The sequence below is a fragment of the Salipaludibacillus sp. HK11 genome, from assembly GCF_047795645.1.
Lineage (GTDB): Bacteria > Bacillota > Bacilli > Bacillales > Salisediminibacteriaceae > Salipaludibacillus.
Map to the genome: position 1 here is coordinate 4773153 of NZ_CP181045.1, position 20746 is coordinate 4793898.

24 protein-coding genes are annotated in these 20746 nt (G+C 36.4%); 15 read left to right on the forward strand and 9 right to left on the reverse strand.

Annotated features, from left to right (window positions below):
* The first annotated feature begins 18 nt into the window (after window positions 1–18).
* The 5 genes from ACM26V_RS22520 to ACM26V_RS22540 all read left to right on the forward strand — a co-directional run bounded on the left by ACM26V_RS22520 (window position 19) and on the right by ACM26V_RS22540 (window position 5372).
* Complete coding sequence (locus tag ACM26V_RS22520) at window positions 19–1110, forward strand: GerAB/ArcD/ProY family transporter (RefSeq protein ID WP_416149008.1); 1092 nt, start codon at window positions 19–21, stop codon at window positions 1108–1110.
* Complete coding sequence (locus ACM26V_RS22525) at window positions 1103–2245, forward strand: Ger(x)C family spore germination protein (protein ID WP_416149009.1); 1143 nt, start codon at window positions 1103–1105, stop codon at window positions 2243–2245. The genes ACM26V_RS22520 and ACM26V_RS22525 overlap by 8 nt, the downstream gene beginning before the upstream one ends.
* Before the next feature lie 121 nt (window positions 2246–2366).
* A complete protein-coding gene (locus tag ACM26V_RS22530; RefSeq protein WP_416149010.1) occupies window positions 2367–3032 on the forward strand; it encodes a GTP pyrophosphokinase in 666 nt (221 codons plus the stop codon).
* Between the two features lie 251 nt (window positions 3033–3283).
* Window positions 3284–3982: a response regulator transcription factor gene (locus tag ACM26V_RS22535; protein WP_416149011.1), complete on the forward strand. Its 699-nt coding sequence runs from the start codon at window positions 3284–3286 to the stop codon at window positions 3980–3982.
* A 103-nt stretch (window positions 3983–4085) separates the two neighbouring features.
* A complete protein-coding gene (locus ACM26V_RS22540) occupies window positions 4086–5372 on the forward strand; it encodes a sensor histidine kinase (protein WP_416149012.1) in 1287 nt (428 codons plus the stop codon).
* Window positions 5373–5457: 85 nt separating this feature from the next.
* Here ACM26V_RS22540 and ACM26V_RS22545 read toward each other — a convergent pair whose 3' ends face one another.
* Window positions 5458–6240: a hypothetical protein gene (locus tag ACM26V_RS22545; RefSeq protein WP_416149013.1), complete on the reverse strand. Its 783-nt coding sequence runs from the start codon at window positions 6238–6240 to the stop codon at window positions 5458–5460.
* 174 nt (window positions 6241–6414) lie between these two features.
* On the opposite strand from ACM26V_RS22545, the gene ACM26V_RS22550 reads away from it, so the two are divergent.
* The 3 genes from ACM26V_RS22550 to arsM all read left to right on the forward strand — a co-directional run bounded on the left by ACM26V_RS22550 (window position 6415) and on the right by arsM (window position 8759).
* On the forward strand, window positions 6415–7215 hold the full coding sequence (locus tag ACM26V_RS22550; protein ID WP_416149014.1) for a FixH family protein: 801 nt from the start codon (window positions 6415–6417) through the stop codon (window positions 7213–7215).
* A 135-nt stretch (window positions 7216–7350) separates the two neighbouring features.
* The gene (locus ACM26V_RS22555; protein ID WP_416149015.1) at window positions 7351–7917 is read left to right on the forward strand and encodes a sigma-70 family RNA polymerase sigma factor; all 567 of its coding nucleotides are present in this window, start codon (window positions 7351–7353) and stop codon (window positions 7915–7917) included.
* A gap of 71 nt (window positions 7918–7988) precedes the next feature.
* Window positions 7989–8759 (forward strand): arsenite methyltransferase, encoded by a 771-nt coding sequence (arsM, locus tag ACM26V_RS22560; RefSeq protein ID WP_416149016.1) that lies wholly within the window; start codon window positions 7989–7991, stop codon window positions 8757–8759.
* A gap of 112 nt (window positions 8760–8871) precedes the next feature.
* Here arsM and ACM26V_RS22565 read toward each other — a convergent pair whose 3' ends face one another.
* The 5 genes from ACM26V_RS22565 to ACM26V_RS22585 all read right to left on the reverse strand — a co-directional run bounded on the left by ACM26V_RS22565 (window position 8872) and on the right by ACM26V_RS22585 (window position 11727).
* Complete coding sequence (locus ACM26V_RS22565) at window positions 8872–9741, reverse strand: hypothetical protein (protein WP_416149017.1); 870 nt, start codon at window positions 9739–9741, stop codon at window positions 8872–8874.
* Window positions 9742–9826: 85 nt separating this feature from the next.
* Window positions 9827–10033 (reverse strand): PLDc N-terminal domain-containing protein, encoded by a 207-nt coding sequence (locus ACM26V_RS22570; RefSeq protein ID WP_416149018.1) that lies wholly within the window; start codon window positions 10031–10033, stop codon window positions 9827–9829.
* Between the two features lie 307 nt (window positions 10034–10340).
* Window positions 10341–10490, reverse strand: coding sequence for a YfhD family protein (locus tag ACM26V_RS22575; protein WP_416149019.1), 150 nt, complete (start codon window positions 10488–10490; stop codon window positions 10341–10343).
* Window positions 10491–10601: 111 nt separating this feature from the next.
* Window positions 10602–10730 carry a YfhE family protein gene (locus tag ACM26V_RS22580; protein WP_416149020.1) on the reverse strand — a complete coding sequence of 43 codons (129 nt, stop codon included), beginning with the start codon at window positions 10728–10730 and terminating at the stop codon, window positions 10602–10604.
* Window positions 10731–10818: 88 nt separating this feature from the next.
* Window positions 10819–11727 carry a TIGR01777 family oxidoreductase gene (locus ACM26V_RS22585; RefSeq protein WP_416149021.1) on the reverse strand — a complete coding sequence of 303 codons (909 nt, stop codon included), beginning with the start codon at window positions 11725–11727 and terminating at the stop codon, window positions 10819–10821.
* 123 nt (window positions 11728–11850) lie between these two features.
* On the opposite strand from ACM26V_RS22585, the gene recX reads away from it, so the two are divergent.
* The 3 genes from recX (at window position 11851) to ACM26V_RS22600 (ending at window position 15090) form a co-directional block, all read left to right on the forward strand.
* Entirely contained in the window at window positions 11851–12672 is an 822-nt protein-coding gene (gene recX / locus ACM26V_RS22590; RefSeq protein WP_416149022.1) for a recombination regulator RecX, read from the forward strand.
* 209 nt (window positions 12673–12881) lie between these two features.
* Entirely contained in the window at window positions 12882–14555 is a 1674-nt protein-coding gene (locus ACM26V_RS22595) for an L-lactate permease (RefSeq protein ID WP_416149023.1), read from the forward strand.
* A gap of 217 nt (window positions 14556–14772) precedes the next feature.
* The gene (locus tag ACM26V_RS22600) at window positions 14773–15090 is read left to right on the forward strand and encodes a YfhH family protein (protein WP_416149024.1); all 318 of its coding nucleotides are present in this window, start codon (window positions 14773–14775) and stop codon (window positions 15088–15090) included.
* A gap of 60 nt (window positions 15091–15150) precedes the next feature.
* Here ACM26V_RS22600 and ACM26V_RS22605 read toward each other — a convergent pair whose 3' ends face one another.
* Together ACM26V_RS22605 and sspK are read right to left on the reverse strand one after the other, a co-directional pair.
* Window positions 15151–15312, reverse strand: coding sequence for a YpzG family protein (locus ACM26V_RS22605; protein ID WP_416149025.1), 162 nt, complete (start codon window positions 15310–15312; stop codon window positions 15151–15153).
* A gap of 35 nt (window positions 15313–15347) precedes the next feature.
* Window positions 15348–15509 (reverse strand): small acid-soluble spore protein K, encoded by a 162-nt coding sequence (gene sspK / locus ACM26V_RS22610; protein ID WP_416149026.1) that lies wholly within the window; start codon window positions 15507–15509, stop codon window positions 15348–15350.
* Window positions 15510–15599: 90 nt separating this feature from the next.
* Here sspK and ACM26V_RS22615 point away from each other — a divergent pair, with 90 nt between their 5' ends.
* Window positions 15600–15866, forward strand: a complete 267-nt coding sequence (locus ACM26V_RS22615; RefSeq protein WP_416149027.1) for a YfhJ family protein — start codon at window positions 15600–15602, stop codon at window positions 15864–15866.
* 197 nt (window positions 15867–16063) lie between these two features.
* On the opposite strand, the gene ACM26V_RS22620 is transcribed toward ACM26V_RS22615, so the two are convergent.
* Complete coding sequence (locus ACM26V_RS22620) at window positions 16064–17047, reverse strand: metal-dependent hydrolase (protein ID WP_416149028.1); 984 nt, start codon at window positions 17045–17047, stop codon at window positions 16064–16066.
* 138 nt (window positions 17048–17185) lie between these two features.
* Between ACM26V_RS22620 and mutY the strand changes: the two genes are divergently transcribed.
* From mutY to ACM26V_RS22635, 3 genes are all read left to right on the forward strand, one after another.
* Window positions 17186–18271 carry an A/G-specific adenine glycosylase gene (gene mutY, locus ACM26V_RS22625; RefSeq protein ID WP_416149029.1) on the forward strand — a complete coding sequence of 362 codons (1086 nt, stop codon included), beginning with the start codon at window positions 17186–17188 and terminating at the stop codon, window positions 18269–18271.
* Entirely contained in the window at window positions 18271–19029 is a 759-nt protein-coding gene (locus tag ACM26V_RS22630; RefSeq protein ID WP_416149030.1) for an SDR family NAD(P)-dependent oxidoreductase, read from the forward strand. Before mutY ends, ACM26V_RS22630 begins: the two co-directional genes overlap by 1 nt.
* A gap of 88 nt (window positions 19030–19117) precedes the next feature.
* Entirely contained in the window at window positions 19118–20731 is a 1614-nt protein-coding gene (locus ACM26V_RS22635; protein ID WP_416149031.1) for a gamma-glutamyltransferase family protein, read from the forward strand.
* Window positions 20732–20746 lie beyond the last annotated feature (15 nt).

The window sequence follows — 20746 nt, forward strand, 5'->3', positions numbered from 1 at the left end:
GTAAGGGAGAATGATCACATGAAAGAAGAATTCAGTACGATTGACTACGTGATTCTAACGTATATGCTACAGTCGGGGATTGCACTTTTTGTTCTTCCAAGGGTAGTCGCAGAAAACTTTAGTTATAACGGTTGGGTTGTCATTCCTATTATATCAGGGCTCATTGGTATGCAAGTAATTTTGATAGGACACACGTGTAAAAAGATGAAGCGAACTTCCCCATTTGAAGTGATGAATGCCGCGTTGCCGAAAGTTTTGCGCTATCCTATCTACCTTACACTAGTTGTTGTTTGGTCGGTTCTTGGGTGTGGGGTTGGTGCTAATTATTTTCAAATCGTTCAGATGATTTCATTTCCTAACACACCACAGTATATCTTTAAAGCAATTATTGCTTGCGTCTCTTTTTATATTATAGTAAAAGGATTTGCTAATCTTGTAAAAGGGACAGTGATTTTTTTTATGCTAACAATCTGGACGTTGTTTACTACGTTCTTTGTATTACAAGAATTTGAATTCACACGTTTAACTCCTTTCGTTTTAGCAGGCGAATTAAATTTGTTAGATGGTATTTTTGAAATATTAAAGTCATTTTTGGGCTTTGAATTATTTATCTTGTTCTCGACATATATTCACAAGGACATTAATATTACGAAGGTTATCATTTATGGACATCTTTTTACAACGTTTGTATATACGTTTGTTACCTTCGTAGCATTCGGATACTTTAGCCTTTTACAATTAAAGGAAACTCAATATCCAGTTATCGTGATGCTCGATTATGTGAAAGTACCATTTTTAGAAAGAATTGATAATTTGATTTTCAGTGTTTTTTTTATGAAGATAATTATCACCGTGTCGGCTTACTATTGGTCTGCCAAAGAAGCGATGAAACATATTTTTCAAAATTCTAATGAGGTATTTCTGACTTTTATTATAGTGTTTGGAAGTTTTCTGTTGACTTTTTTCTTACAAACATCGAGAGAAATCAATGCAATGATTGATAATTTTGCGCTTTTTGCGTTTATTATTTCGATTTTATTCCCTCTTTTACTTCTGCTTCTTATGAAACTCAACCAGAGTAAATCGAATGAGGTGCGCAATCATGGTTAAATTAAAGAAGCAAACACAATTTGTTATCTTAATTCTACTCATGTTAACAGCTAGTTGTAGTAGAGACGAAAGGATTATTGAGGACATCGCATTTGTTCAGACAAAAGGATATGACTTATTAGAAAATGATGATTTAGATGAAGATGACGATCCAATTTATCAGTTAACGACATCTGCTCCATTAGTAGAACCCGATAGAACGAGCCCGATGGTTTCAAGGAGAACAGTAGCTAGATTAAATAAAGAAGGTGTCCAACAAAATGCAAGGACGACTGAACGAACGATCGTGACTGGGCAATTAAGGCTTCTTCTTTATAGTCATGAATTGGCAGAAAATGGATTGGCACCTTTGTTAGATGCCATCGAAAGAGATCCGCAAGTTCCAGCAAGAACCAAAATGGCAATTGTCGATGGAGAAGCGGGTCCGTTAATGGAAATGGAATTTGATGAACATCCGCGAACGACTGTGTATCTTGATGAGTTATTAGACAAAGAGGCACGCTTCAATGTGATTCCAGATACAAAGGTCTATCAATTTTTTAGAGATTTAAAAGATGACAGCAGGGATCCAGTACTTCCGGTAATTAAACTAGAAGAAGATAGCGTAGTAGTTTCAGGAATTGCCTTATTTGAAAATGACAAATATCAATCTCAATTGGGTTTAGATGATTCGTTAATCTTATTCTTTATGGAAAGACAATTTGACCGAGGAGATTTAATTATGTCGATTCCGAATAATGAAACGAATGGTAATGAGTTAGTTGCTTATACATCACTTTCAAGTAAACGAGATTTTAAAGTTGAAAAAAGTAAAAAGGGATACGAAGTAACCATTTCAATTGACATTAGAGGAATTATATTAGAAAACATTGGAGATATTGACATAACTAAAGTAGAGGGTCAAAAGAAATTAGAAAAATTAATGGAAGAGTTTATAAAAAACAAAGCTGAAGAAATTGTTGTATATACGCAAGAAAATAAAGTTGACCCGATAGGCATCGGTACTCAAGTTCGCAATAGTGTTAAGTATGATGAATGGGAGAGCTTAGATTGGCGTGAAGAGTGGCCAAAAGTTACAGTTAATTGTGAGGTTGAAATTGACATCCGAGATTATGGAATGATCGCTGAGGAATAGTTAAGATAAATTGATTAAAAAGAGATGAATCATTAATTAAATTTGTTCATTTTCTGTTCATATACGTTTGATAAGATCACTTTATAGACAGAAGTGAATAAATCGCGTGGAGGCGGACGGAATGGAAGAGAAATTCAAGATGTGGAAGAATTTTTTATTACCATATAAATTTGCACTAGATGAATTGAAAACAAAAGTAAACATTATGGTGGAAGAAACAAAATATATGGAAGAAACAAGTCTAATTGAACATGTCAAGACAAGGCTTAAAACACCAGATAGTATTATGACTAAATTAGAAAGAAAAGGAATGAAACCGACTGTTGCTAATGCTAGTGAAAATTTATTTGATATAGCAGGGATGAGAATCGTCACTCCTTTTAAATCAGATGTTTATCAGTTATATAACTTGATGATGAATCGAACTGATTTAAAGATAGTTGAGGTGAAGGATTACATTCGTTTTCCAAAGTCCAATGGCTACCAAAGCTTGCACTTAATTGTCAAAGTTCCAGTTACGCTCTCTAAGGGGATTGAACATATTTTTGTTGAAGTTCAAATTCGTACGTTAGCGATGGATTTCTGGGCCAGCCTTGAACATAAAATTTACTATAAATATGAAGCAAGTATCCCAGCTTACCTTGAGAAAGGCCTGAAAGAAGCAGCAGATACAGTGAAAGAACTAGATGATAAGATGAAATTAATTCACGATGAAGTAGAAGGACTACATACCTCTAAGGTCATTTCAATTCATGTGAAAGAGGATGAAGGAGGGAGGAAGAGATGAAACAATTGACATCTCGGAAGTCACTTCATGACATCAAAAATAAATTCTTGAAAAAAGGGATTCATGTTGAAATTTGTGATCGCCCTAAGACACTACCAGCTAAATATAAGTAGCTGTTTATAATAGATATTGAAAAGCTTGTGAGGATTTCAAAGGTCCCATGAGCTTTTCCATGTGGATAATCTTTTATTAGTGTTTTCATGAGATAATCATATTGTGAATAAAATAGAGTGATTTTTGGGGGTGACGACATGGCAGATACATTGAAGGTTCTTATTGTAGAGGATGATCCCTACATTTCTGATTTATTGGAACTGTATTTGCTTCAAGAAGGCTATCATGTATCCCTGGCTTATGATGGAGAATCGGGATGGGAGAAATATTACGATGAAGATCCGGACTTTGTCATTTTAGATATTATGTTACCAAAGATGGACGGATGGGAAGTTTGTCGCGAGATTAGAAGAGATGAACGACAAGTACCAATCCTGATGTTAACTGGGAAAGGAGAAAGTTACGATAAGATCAAGGGGTTACATCTTGGGGCAGATGATTATGTCGTAAAACCATTTGAACCGAAGGAAATTATAGCACGAATGGAGGCAATATTAAGAAGAACGAGCCCCCATAAACACGATCGTAAACCATTGTTCTTTCAACAAATGGAATTAGATATACAAAAACACCTTTTGCGAAGAGGAAATGACCAAGTTGATTTACCATTAAAAGAGTTGGAATTGCTTTATTTTCTTTCACTGGAGAAAAATCAAGTATTTACTCGTCAACAGTTGGTTGATCGAATTTGGGGTTATGATTATGAAGGAGATGTTCGCACGATTGATGTACACATTAAGCGTATTCGTGAAAAAATTGGAGATGAGTGGCCTTATTGGAAGCTCAAAACGATTCGTGGAGTAGGTTATAAATTTGAGGTGAATGAGGATGTTTAGAAATAAAAGCATGTTTATGAAAATGTTCTCTTCTCATCTATTAATTATATTTTTTTCCTTTTTAGTGTTTGCTTTGTTCTTTAGTTCTATATTTCATAATGAAATGAAAAATCGATATAATAAGACATTTGAACATCAAGGTGAGAGACTAATAAATCATTTTCATGAAGCAAATGTACACAATTGGGACGACGAGACTCTTTTTATTTCTTTGGAGATGAGTATGAATCAAGAGAATCGACAAATTCTGCTATTTGATTCTCAAGGAGAAGCGGTATACAGTCCAGAATTTTTGGGAGATTTAGGAGTTTCAAATGAAGTGGTAGATGATATTTTACAAGGAGAAATAAAAAATCAAAGGGTGCGGACAGATGATTCTGAATGGATCTATTTAATGGGAGCACCTTTATCGATTCCTAATCCTAATTCAACAGAAGAAGATCATGCGATGGTTATGTTATTTCATGAATATGATCGTGAATCAAGCGAAGTCCTATGGATTAGTGCCATTACTACGTTTATAACAGTGACGATTACAGCTATTGTTATCTATTTTGTTTCAAGGAAGATTACTGCACCATTGAGGGAAATGAGAAACAGTACGATGCAATTTGCTAAAGGCGATTTTACTCACCGGATTCAGTTGGGAGGGAAGGATGAAATTGGTCAGTTAGCAAAGACTTTCAATCATATGGCAAGAGAATTAGGGAGTCTTGATCAATTAAGAAAAGATTTTGTTGCAAATGTTTCACATGATCTCCGCTCCCCTTTAACGTCAATCAGAGGTTTTCTAGGTGCAATGATGGATGGAACGATCCCACAAGAAAAACAGAAACACTACTTGGCGATTATGCGAAATGAAACTGACCGTTTAATGAAACTCGTAAATGATCTTCTGGACACTGCAAGTTTAGAAGCCGGAAGTTGGCAATTGGAGAAAAAGCATTATAATTTATCAGAGCAATTGCGAATGATTATAGGTAAGATGGAACCACATGTATCTGAGCAGCAGATTGAGATCGCATTATCAACAGATGAAGAATTGTTTGTGTTTGCAGATGAAGAAAGAATGGAACAAGTATGGATTAATTTATTGCATAACGCGGTCCAAAACTCAGCAACTGGAAGTATGATCGATTTGAAGTTGGTTGAGAGTAAATTTGGAGTTGAAGTTCAAATTTGTGACCAAGGATATGGTATGACTTTAGAAGAGTTGAAACATATGTGGGATAGATTTTATAAAACAGATAAAGCTCGCTCAAAGAAGTCTGGTACAGGAATTGGACTGTCTATCGTGAAACAAATTATTGATCTTCACGATGCTTCAATTGAAGTAAATAGTAAGAAAAACGAAGGAACTGAATTCAAAGTGACTTTACCGAAAAGTTAATATTATTGTTATGAATGGTTGCTTGAAAAAATGAAGACTCAACTCATTAAAGTGTATTTATTTTGCTTTAATGAGTTGAGTCTTGTCATGGATACCTCAACTCATTAAGTTCTTTCTTTCTTGCATCATCTTTGAACGATGCGTACTTTTCTTTTGTTAACTTCAACATTTCATCTCGATTTTTATGTTTTACAACCGGTAGATTTTTGAGCTCTTCTTCCATAGCATTTTTATTACGGATCATTTGTAAATAAAAAACTCGTTGAGGTTGTTTAATGTCATCCCAAAGTTTTTCTTTTTGCATAGTCTCTACCCAGTTATTAAGTACTTGAAAATTTTCAGCCGTTTCTAAAATAATTTCATAATGAAGCATTTCCAGACTAGCTGAAGTATGAATTGCCAGTTGTATTTCTTCCTTTGAAAGAGGTTGTTTTTTGCGTTGAACTAAAGCTAAGTGAGCAAAAAAATTCTCGAATATTTCTTTAAAATGTGTTTGTTTCTCATACAATGATTGAATAAGCGCTTGTCCATCCTTCAAGTCATCTAGACCATGATTTTGTGATAATTGAAGAGCATCTTCAAAGTAACTGGGATCGATGTTTGAACGTAACTGACCAGTTGCGTGGATATGGTTCATCAACCGGTAGAACAAAAATAATGGGTGGTGTGCCTCTCTTGCGTCATTTACCGATTCTTGTTTTTTATCAGATACTATTGCAACCCCTTGAATAGTGTTTCTTTTCATATATGTAATCATAAAATATAATCTGTCATTGATTAACCAAGGAAATGGATTGAGCGAAATTGTTTCGAACCAGTTTTTATATTTTTTTGCTCGTTTTCTTGCTTTATAAATAGACCTTTCCATGTTTAACCACCTTTCTGTTAGCTAATATTCTCTTACATTTTATCATAAAAAAGCTGAAGCCATTGATAAGTTAATGATGATAGTTCAATAAATGGAAATAGCTATTCATTTATAGTAAAATCTTTTTGTACATATTTTTAACTAGCTAATGATATTGAATTTGGGGTGGGAATTATGAATAAAATGGTGATTGGGACAATTATGGCATTACTTCTTTCAGCATGTGGACAAGCGGAACCTGAAAACACTGGTCCAACCAGTGTGGATGATATTAATTTGGAGCCATTAGAAGCGGATAATCTCTTTCCTGAAACGGTTGATCAAGGAGATGAAATAATACTTCAGACTCATGTGACTCAAGGGGATGAAAATGTCGATGATGCTAGTGAAGTTACTTTCGAAGTTTGGATTGATGGACAGAAAAGTAATAGTGAAATGATTGAAGCTAGTCTCCCAGGAGAAAACGGGATATATGAAGTATCGTTTGAATTTAATGAAGAAGAAGTGTATATGGTTCAACCTCATGTAACAGCAAGAGGAAGTCACGTTATGCCTGTTGGTGAAGTTGTTGTTGGTGATGCCGTCCTCGAAGATGAAGTGGATGACGAGGGAAATGAGAACGGTGGAGAAGGACATCACCATGAAGAGGATGATCATAGTGCTCATGATGATACTCACCTTCATGAAAGCTTGAGTTTAGATTGGAGAACAGACGACATCGCTGAGTCGGACGAAGATGTGACCTTATCTATTCAAGTGGATTGGGAAGAATCAGCTTGGACAGAAGGAAGGGTCCGGTTTGAAATCTGGAAGCACGGAGATGAGCTTCGTGAATGGATTGATGGAGATGAAACGGAAGCGGGATTCTATGAAGCTAACCATGTGTTTAATGAGCAAGGTGAGTTTCATGTTATGGTCCATCTAGAAGATGAAGAAATACATGAACATATTCAATTTATGATAGAAGTTGAATGATTGAAAAGAAAAGACCCATGTTGCGAGTGATGCGTAGTATGGGTCTTTTTTGTTATTTAACATTCGGGAGTCTTGATTATTTCTAATTGACGGTATATTATATAATCAAATACTTATATAAGGGGGCTGGACAGAATGTCTCAAACCACAACAAATGAGTATGTACAAAGATATGAAAAAGAATTACTCAACTTTTTCAACGGACGTGTTGCAAATAGATTTGATGCGGAAGACCTTTTACAAGATATGTGGCTGAAAGTATTTATCAATCAAGAAACGTTTTTGAAAGTGGATAATACTAGGGCGTGGCTTTTCCAAATTGCGAGGAACATAATTATTGATTTTTACAGGAAAAAGCAATTGGAAATTCCAACGGATCTCATTACAGATAGAGGATTATTTGAAAATGTTCAATTATTCAATTCAACGAATTTTAATGAAGAATGTACTTCTTATTTGCTAAGCGAATTAAGTAAGCTCCCTCAAAAATATAAGCTTCCGATCCAATTACACATTGGAGGTGGTTGGAAACATCAACAAATATCCTCACATTTAAATCTTTCTTTATCTGGGTCAAAAACAAGAGTGCAACGGGCAAAAAGAAATTTAAAAAAAACGTTACTGAATTGTTGTCATGTGGAAGTAGATATTTACGGAAATATTATTCGTTATGAGAGTAAAAGCATTTGTTGTGCATCATAAAATGCGACTATTTCCTTCTTTATCCGTCTTCATAAGTGAGAGACCAAATTCACATTTGAGGAGGAAGTTACATGAAGCATGATAGTCAACGTAATTTAGTAAGAAAGAGGTATAGTAAGATTGCTTCACCAATAGAATTGGATTGCTGTGAAGAGGGTCGAGTAATCACTACTGGTGAATTATCTAAAACGATGGGGTATTCAGATAGTGATATAGCCGATATCCCAGATGGTGCGAATATGGGATTGGGATGTGGAAATCCAACCGCAATTGCGAAGTTAAAAGCCGGTGATGTTGTCCTTGACTTAGGCAGTGGAGGTGGATTTGATGCGTTTCTTGCAAGAAGGAGAGTGGGTGATTCTGGCTTTGTCATTGGCGTAGATATGACGCATGAGATGATAGAGAAATCTCGTAGAAACGTAGAGAAGCTCCGATATTCAAACGTTCAATTCAGGTTGGGTGAAATTGAACATTTACCGGTTGGAGATGCTACTATCGATGTGATTATTTCAAATTGTGTCATTAATTTATCACCAGAAAAGTCGAACGTTTTTAAAGAGGCGTATAGGGTTCTAAAGACAAGTGGGCGGTTACAAATTTCAGATATTGTTAGAGTTGATGGACAAGTTGCTGAAGATGTTCACGAGGATCCTGAAGTGTGCAACTGCATTATTGGAGCTGAAAGAATCGATAGGTTGGAAAAAATGTTAACAGATGCAGGCTTTATCGAAGTCCAAATTACAAAGACAGACTCTAGTGATGACTTAATGAAAGCTTGGCGACAGGGTGATCTACCTATTGAACAAGCTGTGTCAGCGACAATTGAAGCCATGAAACCTTAAGTTAGGATTATTAAAATATGACTCCGAATCATATATACTTTTTGCAAATTATAAATCACAAAAAAAAAGACCACGCTTTTAACCAAGCGTGGTCTTAAATCATTATTTTGATTTAAGCTTTCTTTTTCAAGATATCAACAATCGTTACTCGAAGTGAATGATCATGAACAGTTTTGTTTAACCACTCTTTGGAAGAGTCTTTTGTTTCACTCTTCACACGTTTAAATAACTTAATTAATAATTGTCTAAGGACGTTTGAATAATGGACATTATCAATTTTTTGCGCCTGATGCAATATTTTCTCGATAAGATTAGCATCGTCAATTTCTACATTATTTACTGCACGGTAGAGAAATTGCTCAACGATCTTAGCTTGGTCGAAGCTTAAGTAGAATTCTGGTACCTCGTCAATGAGTTGAGGTTGATCTTGGATATACTTAGCAAGCAAAGGTATATATGTATCCAATCGATGATGCAAAAGGAATTTGAAAGATTTCAAGGCATTTGCCTGTTCCAATGCCTCTTCTAAAGCCGTTAAAATAAGAGAGTTCTCTGATTTACCGTCGGCATTCTGAAGTGCAATTAATCTCGATGGCCACTGTTGCTTGATATCTTCAAGGTGTTCATCAATCAAATGTTTCATAATGTTGTTATTTTTCATTTTAGCTTCTTCTTTAGAACGCAGTGCGTCTTTTAAATCATCTTGCGTCACTTTGTACTGTTTCTTCCGTTCAGCGATTTGTTTATGGCGTTCCACTGCACTTGAGGACTCTTCAGTAGTTTTGTTAGATAAATAAAAGGAATCTAAAAACCTTCCTTGATAATCTAAGACAGCAAAAATAACTGGGATTTCTTGATCAAATAACAAAGCATGAACTTTACGCTCTCCGCTTAACTCTTCATACTTTAAAATATAATGACGGTCGTTCTCTCCGTCTAGAAAAACTTTCTTTCCTAAAAAACTAGGTGGCAAAACAGACATATAACTTCACCGGCCCTTTCTCATAATTATTTTAGTTGAATTGAATTGAAAGATTGATGAAGAAAATTGAAACGATAGCTTATATCTACACATCTTTTCTAATAACAAGGTAAATAATAAGTCCAACTATCGGGAAAAATAGTGTTATAACTAACACTAAGATACTAAATTCTCTACTATTTCCTCTCCTTAATGAATCACGGTAAGACCAAATACTTGTGATAATATTTAGTAAGAAAATTCCAACACTGATCAGCAGAATAAAGAAAAGAAAACTACTAAGTTCTAACATTGGCGAAACTCCTCAATTTACTATTAGAAAAGAAATAGCTAAATGCTTATTTACACATTGAAATGACACTTCTGCGTTTCCACGGAGCGTGGGGAAATTAGCTGTAAGTACCAAAATCCATGAGTGAAACCGGAGTCTTAATAAAAGCTCTCTCTTTATCATAACGGTCTTGAGCTAATTTGTGTAGGCTTGTACCAAAAAAACTTTATTTCTCTGAAAAAATGAATTGGATTATGCTGTAACAAAGGTTATTGAAAAGATAAAAAGTAGCGCCTTTTCTTTATAAGAGGGCTACTTTTTAAATAAATTATATATTATCTTTATTTACCCGTTGAGTGGCCGCTCGAGCTCTAGCTAATGCTTCACGGTCTTCTGCATCTGCTAATTCTCTACTGTATTCTACGTCTTTGTTGCCCGTTTTCTCATCTTGACGTGAATTTTTGTTCTGTTTGCTCATGATTGTCATGTCCTTTCTGTAAGGGGTGTAAAGTGTTTTTGAAATAAGAGTACATAAGAAATTTTTATCGCCGAGGTGAGACGAAACTGTGGTCAAGAAGTTATTCTTTTTTTATGAGTCAGATTTAAACTTTTCAAAAGCTCGGTCAGCGGCTTTAAACGATGATTGATATGACAATTCTTGAGCTCTAGACATTCTTCGTCTTTCAGATTTATCCTTGCGAGTCTTTTTAGAGTCCATTTAATCAGCCCCCTCTTTTATTTACTATTATCATAACCAAATCAGAATTTAGTTATACGAGAAGACGTTATTTCTTTATCTATAGTAATTATGATTTTCCTACAAGATCCGTTAATGCATCTTGTAATTGAGGGTAGGAGAATATGTAACCACTCTCATGTAGTTTTGCTGGGATTACTTTTTGTCCCTCAAGTAAGAGTAGGCTCATCTCTCCTAAAACAATGTGCAGTATTGTACTCGGCACAGGTGCCCAAAAAGGTCGATTTAAAACGTTAGCCAACGTTTTTCCAAAATCTTTCATTCGTTGTGGTTCTGGTGCCGTAAAATTCACTGGACCTTGCATATCTTGGTGTAATATACAATGAACAAGAGCTTGTGCAACATCTTCAATATGAATCCATGACATCCATTGCTCGCCAGTCCCCAGTTTCCCCCCTACGAAAAACTTAAATGCAGGTAGCATCTTACTCAATGCTCCATCATCGCGGTCAAGAACTACACCAAACCGAGGATTTACTAATCGAACCTCTGGTGGAACTTCTCTGGATGCAGCTTCCCAACGTTGAACGACACCTGCTAAAAAGTCCTCTCCTGGTTCTTCGTCTAGTTCAGTGAAAGTTTTTGAATAGGAAGTTCCATAATAGCCAACAGCTGAACCATTCAGTAAAACCGATGGCTTGTTTGTCATCTTCCCAATGATTCGTATTGTTTCTTCTGTCGCTTCTATTCGACTTTCAATAATTTTAGTCTTTTTGTCTGAAGTCCATCTTCCACTGTTTAAATTTTCTCCAGCAAGGTTTATAAAAGCTTCAATTCCGTCGAGATTTTTTTCTGGGTTTGTGCCTTCTTTTAGCCATTCAACATATGAAAGAAGTTCTTTATCTTCTTTTTGCGCTTTGTTTCTAGTCAGAACATAAACGTGATGCCCTTGATTTATTAGTTCATTCGTTACTGCCTGTCCAATTAACCCGGTGCCTCCTGCAATTGCTACTTTCATTGTATCGCCTCCTGTTTTATTATGTACTATATAGAACTATTTTCCTCTTGATTGTACAAATCAAACGTATATTAATAAATAACTCAGCGCTAAAGCGACTTTAAAAAATAAGGATGACAACTCATGCAAACTATTTCTAAAATTACAGCAGCAAAGAAAACAAAAGGTCGATACCATATTTATTTAACTAAAGAGCAAGGAGACGAATACGCCTTTTCAGTTTCAGAAGATTTATTAGTAAGGGAACAATTATCGAAAGGGAGACAATTGACTGAGGAGGATATAGTAAATTTAAAGGAAAAAGACGACGTAAACAAAGCGATGCAGAAAGTTCTAAATTATCTATCTTACAGAATGCGATCAGAAGATGAAGTTACTCGATATTTAAAAGACCTAGAAATTGAGGAAGAAGATATTAATAATATAGTAGAGAGGTTGTACGAGCTACAATTTATTGATGACCAACGATTTGCGGAAGCTTTTGTAAGAACTAAAAGAGATACAGGCAAAAAAGGACCAATGGTCATTGAACAAGAACTTTACCAAAAAGGCGTCAGTAAATTAATTATTGCAAGTGCGCTAGAACAATATCCGGAAGAATTGCAATTCGACCATGCAATAAAGATGGTTGAAAAAAAACAGTCGTCTTATAAAAATGAGAGCATGAAAAAGAAACAACAAAAGTTAATGCAGTTTGTTATTCAGAGAGGATATAGTCAAACAATAGCGGGAAAAGCTGTAATGGAAGCAAGCATTGAAGAGGACCCTGAATTAGAATGGGAAGCAATAAATAAACATGGTGATAAGGTATGGAGAAAATATGATAAAAAGGATAATTGGGAAAAAGTCCAACGAGTAAAACAATATTTGTACGGACGTGGTTTTAATTCTGATAAAATTGATGAGTGGATTGACATGAAGCAAAGTGAAGCTGATGAGGGTTAATGTATATGCGGGATTTTATTGAATCTATCATGCGAAGTTAAAACTTTGATCTAGGGTCAATGTCTATAAGGATTCGCCGCCCCTTTGTTGAAAACGGTTTATAAATAGAAACATTATTGTCACCTTTATTTGTGAAACGATGCACGTACAGTGTTAAAATGAAGGTAGAATTCATTTAACTTTTAACTGGCAGAAAGGACAATGTATATATGACTACTTTTATTGCTTTAACACCAATTATTGCTGTCATGCTGTTTTTAGTAGTATTAAAAATGCCCGCAGTAAAGGCGATGGCAATCAGTCTTATTGCAACAGCTATACTCGCTCTCTTATATTGGAAAGTCCCCTTTATTATCATTGCGGCGTCGTTGATAGAAGGTATTATAATTGGGCTTTCTATTTTATATATTGTGTTTGGTGCAATATTACTGTTAAATACTTTGAAATTATCTGGAGCGATTGATACGATTCGAACGAGTTTTATGGGAGTATCAGCTGACAGACGAGTTCAAGTCATTATCATTGCCTGGTTATTTGGTGCGTTTATTGAAGGGGCTGCGGGATTTGGAACTCCCGCGGCAATTGTTGCTCCACTTCTTGTTGCTTTAGGCTTTCCAGCTCTAGCTGCAGTCGTATTGGCGTTAATTGCGGACAGCTCCCCTGTTTCGTTTGGGGCAGTTGGAACACCAGTTATTGTTGGTGTGGATCAAGGATTAAGAGAAGGTGGAGAAATATCATCTGTTGTGCAACCGTATATAGATGCAAGTGGAGGAATGACAACGTTTATTCAAGAGATTTCCACACAAATTATGCAAATAGATATTTTTGTAGGTTCTTTTATGCCTTTAATAATGGTAGTGATCTTAACTCGTTTCTTTGGTAAAAATCGCTCTTGGAAAGAGGGAATCGCTGTTTGGAAATTTGCATTATTTGCTGGTTTGAGTTTTACGATACCAGCATTAATCGTTGCAACATTTCTCGGACCGGAGTTCCCGTCGATCTTTGGTGGGCTAATTGGGTTAGTGATCGTCGTTCCAGTGGCGAAAAAAGGGTTTTTGTTACCAAAAGAACCGTGGGATTTTGCAAAGGAAGAAGATTGGTTACAGTCGTGGATTGGACGCATTTCTACGAAAGGTGACAATATGCAAAGCACTGGTAAGCTTTCGTTAATCCGTGCTTGGATACCTTATTTATCTGTCGGGGCGATATTAGTATTAACCCGTTTGGAAGCACTTCCCTTTAGAGACATGTTGCGAAGCGTGTCTATTGGCTGGAATAACATCTTAGGGACGGAGATAAGTGAACATTTAGAACCACTTTATATACCAGGATTTGTCTTTATACTTGTCGTTATTATTACTGCTATTGTTCACAAAATGAATCTAGAGCAAGTAAAGTTATCATTTAGTCGATCAGGAAAAGCAGTTATTGGGACAGCGATTACGCTGTTTACTGCCGTTCCTATGGTACGAATTTTTATTAATTCTGGAGCAAATGAAAGTGGTTTAGAAAGCATGCCTATTGAATTGGCAAACACTGTTTCTGCTTTAATGGGAAGTGGTTGGCCGATCATGGCTCCTCTCATTGGTGCGCTTGGCTCATTTATTTCAGGCAGTGCTACGTTTAGTAATATGATGTTTGCTCTGTTTCAAGGGAGTGTAGCAGATCAAATTTCTGCAGACCCAAGACTGATCCTATCTTTACAAGTAATGGGATCAAACGCAGGAAATATGATTTGTGTATTAAATGTAGTAGCAGCGGCTTCTGTTGTTGGGATGGTTGGAAGAGAAGGAGATATTATCAGAATGACAATTGTACCGATGCTTTATTATGCATTTTTTGCAGGAACGATTGGTTTAATAATTACTTTCTTCATGGTATAAAAATGTATATCTAGTGTGTTTCTGCTGGAACAGTCTTCTTACTATCGGAGGCTGTTTTTTTAGTGGAGACTAATCAATCTGGACACTGAGAGAGAGAAAACTTGCCTAAGTAAATGGAAATATGAATGCAAGGGGCACAAGAGGTAGCTTTCCTTTTACATCTGTAATAAAACCCTTATAATAAGAGAAGAAGAGTTGAAATAAAGGAGAATGTTGGATGGATGAAAAATATAGCCGTATGGCAATGGCTAAACTTCAGCAAGAAATTGCTGAGTTGAAAGTCAAGGCTCAGAAAGCAGAGCAAAAAGGAATGATTAATGAATTTGCTGTCTATGAGCGGAAAATGATAATGGCACAAGCATATTTATTAGATCCTCAAGATTTTAAATCTGGGCAAAAATATGATTTTAAAGATGATCCACAAGAATTTTTTGATATAGAATATATGAATGGTGTTTTTGCATGGGGTTATAGAAGCGGCAGTAAAGAACTAGAGGGTGTTCCTATTTCCATTTTAGGAGAAAGAAAGAACTAAATAAAGCGGAGAGGGGGCAATAACTGCCATCCCAACTCCAATTTCCTCCATTAAGGACAATTAGCATCTTTTGCGCGTTTGAACAGCTAATATTTGGTTATGCAAACTTTGCTCTGTTTCTCCATTCACTTGGTGAAATGATTTTTTCGGATTTGCTCGCGGTGATTGAAATGGATCTCCATACAAAGATTTTGACCCTTTACTGTTTTGAGATTTGCTCATTGAAAAACGCCTCCTTGAACACGGCACTAAAATCTTTAGTGCAATGTTTCATGCTGTGTTTTTCCACTCTTGCTCATTCGTTCCTGTGGATGATCTTTAATTGATCCATCAGGACGCTTAGATGCATAAGCTGCCATCTCACGTTTATCTTTGCTAAGCGAAATACGGTGTGATAATTCTCTGTTGTTATTACGCAAAAAACGAACCTCCTTATGATGGGGGACCTTAGTTATTCCCGTATTTTAAATTAGACATGCTGAGAATATTTTGAAAGGGGTTTTCTAATCATGCATGATTATTTTGAGAAATTGACAACTCGTTTACTAGAAAAAAACGATCATCTTTCCTATTCAGAGGCAAGGACATGGATTGAGCTTTTATGGGAAGATTTCGAAGCTACTTATGCTAAATCAGGGCAAAGTTATAAAGGGAAAGAAATGACTGAAAAAGTCTTGAATGAATGGGTAGACAATCACGGATATCGTCTTCATGAAATATTGCTCGAAAAACCAAAGTACAGGGAATGGTTTGATAAGAAGAAGTTTTTGCACTAGAAATGCTAAATCGCCTCGAAGCAGCGACGAACTTTATTGTAAATCGATCTCTTATTAGAAAAACTTGACTTGTCGCCAAGTGCTTCATGGCGAAAGCCTTTGTTTATCTTATACCTTAACCCTTTAGCGAAGTTAAACATTCTTAAAGTATAACAAAGGTGCCAGTGAAGCGGATTGCTTATCAATGGCACCTTTTATTATTCATTAGTTGCAACTTCGATTTTTCTTTTTAATGTTTCTCTGTTGTAAATCCAACCTGTGTATGAATTTAAGATATTTAGATCTTCATCCAATCTTACAATCGCAACAAATGGATAGTGACCTTTACTTCGATATCTTAAGTCAATAAATTTGACAGAATAACCATGTTTCTCAATTGATGTGACCCAGCGATAAGCCGGGGAAAATGATAAGAAAGCAGATAGATTTTTGTCTTTCCTTGCAGCGTTAATAACACGGTCATCGGGAATTGGTTCAAAGGGATAAGATTCATAATAAGTGATACGTCCCTTTATTGATGCCGCTACATGCATCATGTCTTTCGTTCTTACAACGAGGTGCCATGAATTCCATTTAAATGTTGGAGAAGTGAAAATATGAGTTGCATCTGGATGCAACGATTTTAATTTTACATATATCTTTCTTTGGGCGCTAATTCTCCACAAATAATAAATAATAATAACAACAAACATTGTTAGAAATGTCCATCCCGGATGAAAACCAATTCTCCATAGAGTAATTGAAATAATGTGAGCAATGAAAATAAATGGATCAAAAATATTTATTACTCCCAATGCTAGCCATCTCGGGTAAATAGGTGCAAAAGCTTTAGTGCCATAAGCATTGAAGATATCGACAAATACATGGAGAAATACAGCAAAGAATATCCAGGTCCACAAATGGTATAAATTTAAGTTAGGCATAAGCAAGTAAAGTAAAAGTGTAATTAGTGTCGGCCATATAAACCAAAAAGGAATGGAATGTGTGACACCTCTGTGATTTCTTATATACGTTGCATTGTTTCTTAACTTCAGAACAGTGTCAAAATCTGGAGCTTGAGAGCCGATCAAAACCCCGATCATGGCTGCTTGTGTCATTTCTGGATTCCCTGCAACAACAGGATCTAAGGTGGCTAATCCACCTAGAGCGATTCCCATGACAACATGTGTTCCAGTATCCATGCACTTTCCTCCTTGCCGACTAGACATATGAAGATTAGTTTATCTATAATATCATGTGTAGTATCTCGTTTCAAAAAATAAAAATTGCTTGTATTTATTATTACCCGATTACACCTAGTTTCAAAAGGAGAATGTTTCGTGAAAAAAATAAATGAGACTAAATTTCAACAAGATTTACTCGAATGGTATGATGAAAATAAACGTGACCTCCCTTGGAGAAGAGAGCGAGATCCTTATAAAATCTGGGTGTCAGAAATCATGCTTCAGCAAACGAAAGTGGATACTGTTATTCCGTATTTTCAACGATTTATGAGTTTGTTTCCGACTGTAAATGATTTGGCAGAAGCAGAAGAAGAAACCGTTTTAAAAGCATGGGAAGGATTAGGGTATTATTCTCGTGCGCGAAATCTCCATCATGCTGTAAAAGAGGTTCGTGAAACGTACGGTGGAAAAGTTCCACAAACAGAAAAAGAAGTAGGTAGCTTAAAAGGAGTCGGACCTTATACAACAGGCGCGATTCTGTCCATTGCTTATAATATTCCTGCTCCAGCTGTTGATGGCAATGTGATGCGGGTATTATCTCGTATTTTTTCGATCTATGATGATATTTCCAAAGCTTCTACTCGAAAGAAATTTGAAGCGATTGTCCGAGAGATAATTTCAACAAATCGTGCTTCTGATTTTAATCAGGCATTAATGGAACTCGGTGCGATGGTCTGTTCACCAACTAGTCCTGCTTGCTTAATATGTCCTGTTGAGTCCCATTGCTCTGCTAGAGAAGAAGGGGTTCAAGATATCTTACCTGTCAAAGCAAAGAAGAAGCCACCGAGAAAATTAAAAATGAAAGCTGTCATTTTGCGTGATCAACAAGGGCGGGTACTAATTGAACGTCGCCCAGATACAGGTCTCTTAGCAAAATTATGGCAATTCCCAAATATTGAAGCTGAAACAACAGAATTAGAAGACTTAAAGTCATATATCGATTTGCTTGGAGTAGAAGTGTCATCAATTACTAAAGTTCAAGAAGTAAAACACATTTTTTCTCATATCGTGTGGAACATTGATGTTTATGAGGGCAAGGTCGAGGTAATTCATAATAAACAGCTTTGTAATCAAAAAAACAAATGTCATTTTGTTTTGATAGAAGATGTGAATTGGTATCCATTTCCTGTTTCACACCAAAAAATAATAGATGGTGCACTAGTAATGGAGGAGGAATCTTAATGGATTTGCAACTGAAAGGAAAGAAAGTACTTGTAACAGGAGGATCAAAAGGAATCGGCAAAGGAATTGCAAAAGCATTTTTAGAGGAAAAAGCAAATGTAGGTATTGTTGCCCGAGGGAAAGATGATTTAAATAAAGCTAAATTGGACTTACCAGGGGTTGAAATATTTCAAGCTGATTTAATTAAAGAGGAGGAACGGACTGAGGTTTTTGAGCAGTTTATGAATACATTCGGTGAGATCGATATCCTAATTAACAATGTTGGTGGAAGTAGCGGTGGGAAAACACTAGATACAACGATGGCTCAATTCGAAGAAGCGATGCAGTTAAACTATTTCTCGGCAGTTCAGTTTAGTCAATTGGCTGCTCAAGAAATGAAGAAGAAAAAGCAAGGTTCAATCATCAATATTTCATCAATATTCGGCCGTGAATCGGGAGGGAAACCGACGTATAATAGTGCAAAGGCAGCGATGATTAGTTTCACGAAATCACTAGCAGATGAATTGGTGCGAGATGGGATACGTGTCAACGGAGTAGCTCCAGGATCGATTTTACATCCGACAGGAAATTGGCAAAAACGTTTGAAAGAAACTCCAGAGAAAATTGCTAAGTTTGTAGAAGAAGAAATTCCAGCTAGAAGATTTGGGAGCGTGGAAGAAGTGGCTGAAGTCGTCGTATTTTTGGCCTCGGAGCGTGCTAAATGGGTGATAGGGGCAACGCTAAATGTCGACGGTGGACAATCAAATTCAAATTTCTAAATTAAGAAAAAAGGTGACGTACGAAAAATAAATGTTTCGTTAAACTAAATATGCTAAAATGATAAAAAACATTAAGGAGTATGAATATATGAATAATTTAGATCCGATGGCATATCCTTATTCATCACAACGAATGGTTACATATGGTAAGAATGGGATGGTTGCTACATCACAACCGCTCGCGTCACAAGCGGGTTTAGATATTATGAAACAGGGTGGGAATGCGATTGATGCAGCGATTGCAACAGCCGCTTGTTTGACGGTTGTCGAGCCTACGTCAAACGGAATTGGTGGAGATGCTTTTGCGCTTGTTTGGGTTAAGAGTAAATTACACGGATTGCATGCAAGTGGGCCCTCGCCACAAGAAATATCTATTGACGTACTGAAAAAAGCAGGAATTAAGGAAATACCAAAGTTTGGCTGGACACCTGTAACGGTCCCAGGCACACCTGCAGCATGGGTCGAGTTATCTAAGAAGTTTGGAAAACTACCTTTTGAAGATTTGCTTGCCCCTGCTATTCGTTATGCGCGGGAGGGATATCCAGTTAGTCCTACGCTGTCATATTTTTGGGGACGAGCGGCAGAGAGTTTTCGCAATGAATTTAAAGATGATATGTTCCAACATTGGTTTGACACATTTACTCCAGATGGGCAGGCACCAAAAGCCGGTGAAATGTGGCGTTCAGAAGCTCATGCAAAGACGCTAGAAGCAATTGCTAAAACAAAGGGAGAATCGTTTTATCGTGGTGAATTAGCTGACCAAATCGATGCTTTTTCGAGAAAACATGATGGTTACCTTCGAAAAGAGGATTTGGTTTCGTATAAACCTCATTGGGTAGACCCCATTAAAGTTAATTATCGTGGGTATGATGTGTGGGAAATTCCACCAAACGGTCAGGGTCTTGTTGCGCTTATGGCATTAAACATGTTGAAGAATGATACATTTGAAACAAGAGAACATCCAAATACTTACCACAAGCAAATTGAAGCAATTAAATTGGCTTTTGCTGATGGAGAAAAATATATTACAGATCAAAACTCGATGAGTAAAAAAGTAGAAGATATGTTAAGCGAAGCATATGGAAAAGAGCGCCGAAATATTATTAGTGATGAAGCGCTCCTACCAGAAGCTGGAGACCCTTCTTCAAGTGGAACTGTTTATTTAGCTACTGCTGATAATGAAGGCAACATGGTTTCATTTATTCAAAGTAATTACATGGGATTTGGTTCTGGGCTTGTTGTTCCTGGAACAGGGATAGCTCTGCAAAATCGTGGTCACAATTTTAGTTTAGATCCCGAGCATGAAAATGCCTTAAAGCCAGGGAAACAAACATTTCACACAATTATTCCCGGATTTTTGACAAAGGAAAATGAAGCAGTCGGTCCATTTGGAGTGATGGGAGGATTTATGCAACCACAAGGACACTTACAAGTGGTCATGAATTCAATTGATTTCGGTTTGAATCCGCAAGCAGCTTTGGATGCACCTAGGTGGCAGTGGATGAAAGACAAACAAGTCTTGTTAGAACATACTGTGCCAAATCATATTGCTCATGCGTTGTCAGCAAAAGGTCACAATATTCAATTGACACACCAGACAAGTAGTTTTGGTCGAGGACAAATCATTTGGCGGAATCTTAACACAGGTGTGTTGTCTGGTGGGACAGAAGCACGAACAGATGGTGCTATTGCGGTTTATTAGAAAGGTGATTAGATT